The following is an 8,630-nucleotide window of genomic DNA, read 5'->3' as shown; positions in this document are numbered from 1 at the left end:
GGTTGAGGTGGCGTGAGCGCCATGGATGGCGCGACCGAGGCTACATGGACGTATTTACGCCGTCCCCCTCAACCGGACCCACCCCGCCATCCCACGGAATGCCCGCTTTTGACGTTGACGTTGACGTCAGCAGGTGCAGGGCTGCAAGCCCTGCACCCCCCCTCTTAGTACAGCGTACGCTCCGGCGCACCTGCCGGCGGCGGGGTGTACTGGTACAGCCAGGTCTCGGTGAGGGTCTTGCCGCCACTGCGCAGGAACAGGCGGATGTCGATCTGCTCGGTGCTGCCTTCCGGCGGCACCAGGTCGAACATCGCGCGGTAGCCGTTGATCTCGCGCAGCGGGCGCGCCGACACGATCTCGACCCGGCCGCGGCTGGCTTCCACCACGGCCTCGACCTCACCCTTGTCGATCAGCCTGGCCAGTTCGCCGCCTTCGAAGTCCACCGCGAAGCGCCAGCTGAAATACTCGCGCTTCTTGCCGACCACGCCACCCAGGCCGGTGCGGCTGGCCACGCAGTGCGCCAGCGGCGGCCGTGCCGGCGGTTCGGCGCCCCAGTACAGGCGATAGCCGACCAGCAGCTCCTGGCCCGGCTGCGGCTTTTCCTTCGGGTTCCAGAACGCCACGATGTTGTCGAAGGTCTCGTCCACGGTGGGAATCTCCACCAGCTGCACCGAGCCCTCGCCCCATTCGCCCTTCGGCTCCACCCACAGGCAGGGGCGCTTCTCGTAGAACACGCCGTCGTCCTGGTAGTGGTCGAAGTTGCGGTCGCGCTGCAGCAGGCCGAAACCACGCGGGTTGCGGTCGACGAACATGTTGAAGCGCAGGTTGCGCGGATTCAGCAGCGGTCGCCAGATCCATTCGCCGGCACCGGTCCACAGCGACAGGCCATCGGTGTCGTGGATCTCCGGGCGCCAGTCCCATGCCATGCGGCGGTCGTTCTCGCCCACCTGGTACATGCTGGTGCACGGGGCGATGCCCAGCCGCTCGATCGCCTTGCGCGGGTACAGCGCGCTGTCGATGTCCATCAGCAGCACATCACCATTGGTGATGGCGAAGCGGTAGGCACCGGCCACGCTGGGCGAATCCAGCAGGCCGTAGACCACGATCGTCTCCGAATCGGCCGATGGCTGCTCCAGGTAGTAGGCGATGAAGTCCGGGAATTCCTCCGGCTTGCCCATGCCGGTGTCGATCGCCAGGCCGCGCGCGGACTGGCCGTACTGGCCTTCCTTGCCGACCGCGCGGAAGTAGCTGGCGCCGAGGAAGGCGGCGAAGTCGCGGTCGGTGTCCTTGCGGGTGTTCAGGCGGAAGCCGGCGAAGCCCAGATCGGCCGGCAGCTCGCCGTCCTTGATGCCGCTCTTGCCGTAGTTGAACGCCGCGCCGTCATAGGCCAGCTCCTGCGCCTTGCCGTCGACCACGTCGAACATGCGCACCGGCGAGTGGAAGTACAGGCCCAGGTGGAAGAACTTGGCCTGGAACTTGCCAGGCTGGTCAGCCCACAGCGCATGGTCCTGGCGGTAGCCGATCGACTGGTACTGGTCCCAGTCCAGGCCTTCCAGGCGGCCCGGCAGCACCCGCTTGTGGCTCTTGTAGGGTGCCTGTGCCAGCGCGCGCGCCTGGCCCTTCAGGGTGGCGAAGTCGAACGGCTGCGGCTGGCCGAGGCGGCGCAGGCCCATCTGGCCGCTCTTGCTGGCCGCGCACGCGGGCAGGGACGGCAGGCCGAATGCAGCCAGGGCGAGGGAGGCATTGCGGATGAAGTCGCGTCGTTGCATGCAGGCGCGTCAGGCACAGAGGGAAGGTCGGCCATCATAGGCAGACAAACGTTAACGGGCAGCGGAGACGTGCCCTGCCCGTTCAGCTGCCGCTGGCCGCCCGGCTCAGCGCTGGCAATGGCTGCACCAGACGCTGGCGCGCTGGCCGATGGTGGCGTGCTTCAGCGCGCGACCACAGTTCGGGCAGGGCAGCCCGTCGCGGCCGTACACCAGCAGTTCCTGTTCGAAATAGCCCGGTGCGCCGTCAGGGCTGATGAAATCGCGCAGCGTGGTGCCGCCACGGGTGATGGCGTAGCCGAGGATTTCCTTCACCGCGTCGGCCAGCCGCTGATAGCGCCCGCGCGAGATCTTGCCGGCCTCGCGCAGCGGGCTGATGCCGGCCTTGAACAGGCTCTCGGCGGCGTAGATGTTGCCCACGCCCACCACCACCGCCTGGTCCATCAGGAAGGTCTTCACCGGCGCGCTGCGGCCACGGCTGCGGGCGAACAGGTAGTCGCCGTCGAACGCGTCGTCCAGCGGCTCCGGGCCCAGCCCCTGCAGCAGCGGATGGATCTCACCGGCGGGCTGCCAGAGCAGGCTGCCGAAGCGGCGCGGGTCGTTGAAGCGCAGCAGGCGGCCGTTGTCCAGGCTGATGTCGACGTGGTCGTGGGCGCGCACCGGCGTATCACCGGGCAGCACGCGCAGGCTGCCGGACATGCCCAGGTGCAGCACCGCGCTGCCGATGGCGGTATCCAGCAGCAGGTACTTGGCGCGCCGACGGATCTCCTCGATGCGCTGCCCCGGCAGCAGCTCGGCCACTTCCGGCGGAATCGGCCAGCGCAGGTCGGCGCGACGCAGGATCACGCCATGCACGCGGCGACCCTGCAGGTGCGGCGCCAGGCCCCGGCGGGTGGTTTCGACTTCGGGCAGTTCAGGCATGAACCGATTCTACGCCCGCTCAGCGTGGCGGTGCCGCCAGTTCACGAGCATCCAGGACGCCATCACCGTTGGCATCCTGCTTGTGGAAACGCTGCACGATCACCTGCCGCTGCTGCTCGCGGCTGATCGCCCTGCCCTTGCCGCCGGGCAGCTCGTCTGCGCTCAGCACGCCATCGCCATTGCGGTCCATGCGATCGAAGGCATACAGCATCCACTGCACGTACTCGGCCTCGCTGACCCTGCCGTCGCCATCGCTGTCCATCCGCTGCAGGTAGCTGGTGGTGTCGGTGACCTGGGCCAGCGCCACGCCCGGCAGCAGCACCGCCAGCAGAACCCCGTACCCAGCCCTCACGCGCCCACCAGGCTGTAGCCCTTCAACCGTGCGGCATAGGCCTGCAGCGCGGCGATCCCGCTTTCCTCGGCCTCACGGCACCACGCCTGCAACTGATGCAGGCGCTCGGCGGCATCGTGGCCGCGGGCCTCGAGCAGCGCCGCCAGCCGCGCGCGGTACTCGACCAGGGTGCGGATGCGCGGGCGCTGCGCCACCCATTCGCTGAGCTGGGCACGACTGTCCGGCTTCAGCCAGCGGCCATCGTTGACCAGGCCGCGGCGCAACCGACGCGGCAGCAGGCGACGCAGCTTGGCCCCGGCCTGCACGGCTTCCTCGCGCAGGGCCGGCATGAACACATTGCGCTGGTAATCGGTCATCGCCTGGAAGCGGTGCGACAGCAGCGCCTTCAGGGTTTCGGCATCGGGCACCGCGATGTTCGGGCGCACGTCCATGGCCGGCGCCACCCGCAGCACCCTGGCCAGGCGCAGCGCCTGCAGCAGGCGGATCGCACTCCAGCCGATATCGAACTCCCAGCGCCGCATCGCGAAGCGCGCCGAACTGGGGAAGGCATGATGGTTGTTGTGCAGCTCCTCGCCACCGATCCAGAACCCCCACGGCGTGAGATTGGTGGAGGTGTCGGCGGACTCGTAGTTGCGGTAGCCCCACCAGTGCCCCAGGCCATTGACCACGCCCGCGGCCCAGAACGGGATCCATGCCATCTGGATCGCCCACAGGGCCACGCCCGGCAGGCCAAACAACACGGTATTGATCGCGAACAGCAGCACCGGCCCCAACGTGGCATGCGGGGTATACAGGCGGCGCTCGATCGCATCATCCGGGGTGCCGCGCCCGTACTGCTCGATGTCCGCGCGCATGCCACGCGCTTCGCGGTACAGCTCCACGCCGTGCCAGAACACCTTGCCGATGCCACGGGTGACCGGGCTGTGCGGGTCGTCCTCGGTCTCCACCTTGGCGTGGTGCTTGCGGTGGATGGCCACCCACTCGCGGGTGATCATCGAGGTGGTCAGCCACAGCCAGAAGCGGAACACATGGGCCAGCGCCGGGTGGAAATCGACGCCGCGATGGGCCTGGCTACGGTGCAGGTACAGGGTCACCGAGAAGATGGTGATCTGGGTGAAGACCAGCAGCACCGCAAGCATGGCCCACCAGCCCAGGCCGAGCACACCACCGGTCAACAGGGACATCAGGGCATCTGGCATGACGGCTCTCCGGATCGACGCGGGGATGGCAGACATCATGGGCGCTTGCGTTGCAAACTGCATCCCTGCGGCGATGCTCTGCATCGCCATCCGAGGCACCGTTCACAGTTGGGGACCTGAGTTGTCGAGCCTTGATCCACGCGCCAGCGCCATGACCGCCGCCCCGCCCCTGCCGGAGCAGCCCCCCTTGATCGAACTGGACCGCGCCACCGTGGTGCGCGGCCAGGTGAAGGTGCTGCACGGGCTCAGCCTGCGCATCGCGCAGGGCCAGCACACCGCCCTGCTCGGCCCCAACGGCTGCGGCAAGTCCACCTTCATCAAGCTGATCACCCGCGAGCTGTACCCGCTGGCCCAGGGCGACGGCGCGGTGGCGGTGAAGGTGCTGGGCCAGAACCGCTGGCAGGTGGACCGGCTGCGCTCGCAGCTGGGCATCGTCACCGGCGACCTCAGCAGCAACCTGGCCGACATGCCCGGGCTGACCGTGGAACAGGCGGTGCTGTCCGGCTTCTTCGCCAGCTACGTGGTACCGGCCTTCCGCGAGGTGACCGCCGACATGCGTGCACGCGTCGGCGAGACACTGGCGATGACCGGCGCGCTGTCGCTGCGTGAACGCGCCTACGCAGAGCTGTCGGCCGGCGAGACCCGCCGCGTGCTGATCGCCCGCGCGCTGGTCAACCGGCCGCAGGCACTGCTGCTGGATGAGCCCTCCACCGGCTTGGATCTGGTCGCCCGCGAGCAGCTGGTGGCGACCATGCGGGTGTTGGCACAGCAGGGCATCACCCTGGTGCTGGTGACCCATCACATCGAAGAGATCATTCCCGAGATCGAGCGGGTGGTGCTGCTGCGCGACGGCCGCGTACTGGCCGATGGCACCCGCGCCGAGCTGCTGCGCAACGAACCGCTGTCGGCGGTGTTCGGCGGTGCGATTACGGTGGTCGAGCAGGAAGGCCGACTGACCGCGTACGCGGGATAGACAGATGCATCGCTCTCCGTAACCGTCTGTAGAGTCGAGCCATGCTCGACTGCCGTTCGCCGCGAGCAGAAGCAGCCGAGCATGGCTCGGCTCTACAGAAGGCGGGGCAGCGGGCCGGATGTTCCGGCCCGCCACCGCTTTGCTCAGAACCGCAACGCCAGTGCGCGCGACTCGATCGGTGCCATCCGGCTCTGGTCCTGCAGCTGCAGGTCGCGCAGCTCGTACGGCGCACCGAATCCGGCCGGCAACGCCGCCTGGTCGAACGGCAGCACCAGCTGGCCTGCGCCCGGGCCATCGAACCACGCGGCCGCATGTGCCTGTGCGACCGGCTTCAACTGGCCATCGCGGGCCGTGGCGTACAGCGTGCCCCGCGCCTCATAGCGGCCGGCGGCGGCCACCTGCAGCGGCAGCGCCACCTGCCGACTGGCCGGGTCCGGCGCGGCCTGTCCACTGAAGCGGGCAGTCGGCCGTGCCACCGCAAAGGCGACCTTGCCATCGCGAAGCACACCGTCGGCCTGGGCGAACACCTGCAATTCCCACAGCCCCTGCACGCTGCCGACATCGGCGGGGATCCGCACCTGCGCGCGCAGGCTGCCATCGGTGGTTCGCAGCAACCGCTGCGGCCAGCTGCGGCCATCCGGTGCGACCAGCAGGGCTTCACCGCCCAGCCCACCACGACGCGATGCCAGCTGCGCGGTGGTGGCGCCGTCTTCCAGCAGGCGTGCCTGCAGCTGCATGTTACCGCCGGCCAGCACCTGGGCCTGGTTGGCCTGCACCTCCAGCCGCAGCGGGCTGTTCGGCTCCAGCACCTGTACCACGTAGCGGCCCTGGGCCTGCGCGCTCTGCAGCGTGTAGGCACCGACGGCACTGGTCGCGCCGGTACGCAGCATGCTGCTGCCATCGCTGACCGGCATGCCGGCGTCCTGCAGCGCGCGTGCATCGACACTGCGCGCCACGCTGCTGCGGCCGGCCGGGTCGCGCACCTGTAGCGTGTTGGCCGGCAGCGCGCGGGCACCTGCGGTCGGGCTCAGCTGGATCACCGCATCCGGCGCCGTCAGTGGCAGGTCCAGGCCTCGCTGCAGCTGCGTGCCATCAACCTGCTGCCAGTAGCTGCGGCTGACCGAGGCATACGGCGTGGCCGCCTGCAGCGGTTGTGCTGGGTCCAGCGCCCAGGCAAAGGCCAGTGGCGCGTGTTCGCTCTCATCGGTGGGAAGCGGCGCGGCTACCAGGGCGGCAGGCACCTGATCGCCCGCACGGGCGGCCTGCAGCGGCTCCGCGGCCTGCGCTGCGGAAAGGGACAGCACTGCCAGGGTGGCGCCGGCCAGCAGGGTGGATTGAATCGTCATGGTCGTCTCCCTCACTGGGTCAGGTCGTTGCGCAGCAGGGTGCCGAGGCCGAAGCACTCGCGGCGGCTCTGGTTGTGGCTGAGCGGTTCCGCGCCCTGGGTGCGCGCCTTGTCGGTGAACCAGGTGGTGCCTGCGGCCTTCTGGCTGCTGCACTCCAGGAAGCCATCGGAGCAGGACGACAGCCAGTTCTGGGTGAACTCCAGGCCGACGTTGGCGGCATAGCCACCACAGTAGCTGTTGCTGTCCCATACCGCCGATTCCACATCGCTGCCCACCACCGCACGGAACGGTTTGGGCAGCGCCGGGCGGCCAGCGGTGCCGTAGAGGTTCTGCGCGTTGTAGGTGGCCATGCTCGCCACCTGCTGCTGGCGCACGGCGTCGTTCTTGTAGCCCAGCAGCCAGCCCAGCGAGGTTTCAAAGGTGTTGCCGTTGAGCACCGCATCGGCCAACGGCGTGCCGGCCGAAGACGGTGCCAGCGCGTTGACCTTGCGCACCGTGCGGATGATCTTCGGATAGCGGCTGTCATAGGTCGGGTTGGACAGGATCCAGCGCATCACGTTGCCGCCGTTGGAGTGGGTGATCACCACCAGCTGGGTGATGCCACGGCTGTCGATGAAGCCGGTCAGCTGATTGGCCAGACAGCCGGCCGCTTCCGGCTTCCACATGTACTGGGTGAAGTCACAGTTGATGACGACGTAGTTGCTGCTGTTCGGCAGGCCTTGGCGCACGGTGTCGATGATCGCCGGCTGCCAGTAGTCCTGGGTGGCGTTGGTCTGTGCGCCGGTGCCATGCACGAAGGCCACGCCGACCACGTCGGCCGCCTGAGCCGGCGCGGCTGCCAGCCCGAGGAGCAGGGCCAGGACGGTACTTCCTGTTGCGGTGCTGCGCATCGCTTCTCTCCCTCTGTCAACGGATCCCCCCGACCCGGCTGGAACTGGACGGCCCCTGGTGCGTGCCGTTGTGCCGATGCTCGCGGCGAGGCCGCGTGAAAGTCCGTGCGCTGCGCCCGGATTCAGGAGACTGACGTCACTCGATGACGCTTTTCATATCGCCGGGATGACCATGCCGGGTCTGGCCGTATGACCGATGGCCACTGCGGTGTCGTATACGGGCTGCGATCATGGCGCGATGTTTTTCCTCCGGAGCCTGTCCATGTCGCTGATTTCCCACCCTGCCCGCCCGCTGCTCGGCCTTGCCGTCATCGCGGCCCTGGCCGGTTGTGCCGCCACCGCCGCCAAGCCGACCGCCGTCGAAGCCAACATCACCACCAAGGCGGTGGGCTATCTGGACAAGAGCGCGGTACCGGCCAGCCTCGACCTGGTGCCAGCACCGCCGGTGGCCGGTTCGGCCGCCCTCGCCCTCGACGAACAGGTCAGCCGTGAAGCCCGCGCGCTGCGTGGCAGCCCGCGCTTCGCCCAGGCCGGTGTCGATGCGGAACTCGGCTTCCCAGAAGGCGCCAACCACTTCTCCTGCGCCGCCGACATCGACGTCGATGCGGTGAAGACCCCGGCGCTGTACCGCCTGCTGGAGCGCAGCCGGATCGACGCCAGCGCCGCCACCAAGGCCGCCAAGAACCACTACCAGCGCCCGCGCCCGTTCATGGTCAATGGTGAACCGACGTGCTCGCCGAAGGACGAAGAAGGCCTGCGCAAGAACGGCTCATACCCGTCCGGCCACACCTCGATCGGCTGGGCCTGGGCCCTGATCCTGTCGGAGATCGCACCGGATCGCGCCGATGCCATCCAGGCGCGCGGCCGCAACTACGGCGAGAGCCGCCTGGTGTGCAACGTGCACTGGCAGAGCGACATCCTCGAAGGCCGCTTCATGGGCGCCGCCGCCGTGGCCCGCCTGCATGACAACGCCGCGTTCAACAAGGACCTGCTGGCCGCACGCAAGGAGATCGCTGCCGCGCGCAAGGCCGGCCTGCACTCCAGCCGCGACTGCGCGGCCGAGGAAGCGGTGCTGAAGGTGCGCCCGCAGAGCGCGCTGTAAGCGCCTGGCGGTTCAATTGTTGCCGGCCAGCGGCCGGCACTACCGATGGGTGTAAAGCAGAAGGGCCGGCATTGCGCCGGC

General features: G+C 68.7%; 8 protein-coding genes. 2 read left to right on the top strand and 6 right to left on the bottom strand.

Annotation, left to right across the window (positions count from 1 at the left end; genetic code table 11):
* Positions 1 to 164 precede the first annotated feature (164 nt).
* The 4 genes from ABE423_RS15705 to ABE423_RS15690 form a co-directional block, all read right to left on the bottom strand.
* Positions 165 to 1,769 carry a glucan biosynthesis protein D gene (locus ABE423_RS15705; protein ID WP_012509627.1) on the bottom strand — a complete coding sequence of 535 codons (1,605 nt, stop codon included), beginning with the start codon at positions 1,767 to 1,769 and terminating at the stop codon, positions 165 to 167.
* A gap of 105 nt (positions 1,770 to 1,874) precedes the next feature.
* A complete protein-coding gene (gene mutM, locus ABE423_RS15700) occupies positions 1,875 to 2,687 on the bottom strand; it encodes a bifunctional DNA-formamidopyrimidine glycosylase/DNA-(apurinic or apyrimidinic site) lyase (RefSeq protein ID WP_049422377.1) in 813 nt (270 codons plus the stop codon).
* 19 nt (positions 2,688 to 2,706) lie between these two features.
* Positions 2,707 to 3,039 (bottom strand): EF-hand domain-containing protein, encoded by a 333-nt coding sequence (locus ABE423_RS15695; protein ID WP_032128678.1) that lies wholly within the window; start codon positions 3,037 to 3,039, stop codon positions 2,707 to 2,709.
* A complete protein-coding gene (locus ABE423_RS15690) occupies positions 3,036 to 4,238 on the bottom strand; it encodes a fatty acid desaturase (RefSeq protein ID WP_182266985.1) in 1,203 nt (400 codons plus the stop codon). The genes ABE423_RS15695 and ABE423_RS15690 overlap by 4 nt, the downstream gene beginning before the upstream one ends.
* A 151-nt stretch (positions 4,239 to 4,389) precedes the next feature.
* Here ABE423_RS15690 and ABE423_RS15685 point away from each other — a divergent pair, with 151 nt between their 5' ends.
* The gene (locus ABE423_RS15685) at positions 4,390 to 5,211 is read left to right on the top strand and encodes an ATP-binding cassette domain-containing protein (RefSeq protein ID WP_346486669.1); all 822 of its coding nucleotides are present in this window, start codon (positions 4,390 to 4,392) and stop codon (positions 5,209 to 5,211) included.
* Between the two features lie 143 nt (positions 5,212 to 5,354).
* Here the strand turns inward: ABE423_RS15685 and ABE423_RS15680 are convergent, their stop codons facing one another.
* Both ABE423_RS15680 and ABE423_RS15675 read right to left on the bottom strand, forming a co-directional pair.
* Entirely contained in the window at positions 5,355 to 6,557 is a 1,203-nt protein-coding gene (locus ABE423_RS15680; RefSeq protein WP_180837738.1) for a DUF4785 domain-containing protein, read from the bottom strand.
* An 11-nt stretch (positions 6,558 to 6,568) separates the two neighbouring features.
* A complete protein-coding gene (locus tag ABE423_RS15675) occupies positions 6,569 to 7,447 on the bottom strand; it encodes a hypothetical protein (RefSeq protein ID WP_049399000.1) in 879 nt (292 codons plus the stop codon).
* 262 nt (positions 7,448 to 7,709) lie between these two features.
* Here ABE423_RS15675 and ABE423_RS15670 point away from each other — a divergent pair, with 262 nt between their 5' ends.
* Positions 7,710 to 8,549 (top strand): phosphatase PAP2 family protein, encoded by an 840-nt coding sequence (locus ABE423_RS15670; protein ID WP_049399001.1) that lies wholly within the window; start codon positions 7,710 to 7,712, stop codon positions 8,547 to 8,549.
* Positions 8,550 to 8,630 lie beyond the last annotated feature (81 nt).

The organism is Stenotrophomonas sp. TWI1409, assembly GCF_039673015.1.
GTDB classification, from domain to species: Bacteria; Pseudomonadota; Gammaproteobacteria; order Xanthomonadales; family Xanthomonadaceae; genus Stenotrophomonas; species Stenotrophomonas maltophilia_A.
This window is presented reverse-complemented; position numbering and strand designations above follow the sequence as displayed.